This window comes from Streptomyces sp. SID1328 (assembly GCF_009865595.1).
GTDB lineage: Bacteria > Actinomycetota > Actinomycetes > Streptomycetales > Streptomycetaceae > Streptomyces > Streptomyces griseoluteus.
The window spans coordinates 1-789 of the sequence record NZ_WWKH01000656.1 but is presented as its reverse complement, the minus strand read 5'-3'; the positions used below and the strand labels follow the sequence as shown (position 1 = coordinate 789).

1 pseudogene is annotated in these 789 nt (G+C 70.7%); it reads left to right on the top strand.

Going from position 1 to position 789, the window contains the following annotated elements:
* A pseudogene (locus GT030_RS21045) lies at positions 1–786 on the top strand (transcriptional regulator); the annotation flags it as partial.
* Positions 787–789 lie beyond the last annotated feature (3 nt).

The following is a 789-nucleotide window of genomic DNA, read 5'->3' as shown; positions in this document are numbered from 1 at the left end:
GTGAAGGTCGGCAAGGACAAGTGGGCGGACCTGGACGCGAGTCTGCTGCCCAGCCCGTTCACGCCGAAAGGTGAGCGGCCCGAGGGCCCGGCCTGGTACGCCACGCCCACCGTTGCCTACGCCCAGGAGCTCGGCTACGAGGTGCGGCCGATCGAGGCGTGGGTCCGGTACGAGAACGGCCGCTACCTGGACGGCTGGTACAACCGGCTCCGTGACGCCTTCCTCGCCACGATGGCCGACCTCGGCGTCGACGCCGACCTCGCCCCGGCCGACTTCCTCGCCGCGATGGACGGTTACAAGGAGCGCGACCCGGAGCTGGCGATCGTCGTCTCGGCGATCAAGGCGACGGTCAAGGGCGGCCTGGGCAAGCTCCGCGAGCGGCCCCGGGGCGAGGGCTGGCGGCCGGGCGAGCCGTGGCGCGCCCTGTCCCGCCCGACGTGGCGGCCCGACATCCGCGCGGCGGTCATCTCCCGCACCCGGATCAACCTGCACCGCAAGATCGTCAAGCACGCGGCGTTCACCGGGCAGTACCCGATCGCGATCCTGTCCGACTGCGTCGTGTACGCGACCGACGGCACCAGCCCGCTGGACTTCCTGCCCTACCGGGACGGCAAGCCGCTGCCCGGCGGCTTCAAGCTCGGCATCAACCCCGGCCTGGTCAAGCACGAGGGCACCCAGGAAGTCCTGTGGGGCGAGGAAGTCCGCGAGCGGTTCAACGCCCCGGAGCTCAACCTCGCCCGATACATCAAGGACGGCACCGTCACCGACGTCGACAACGGAGAGTAGGAG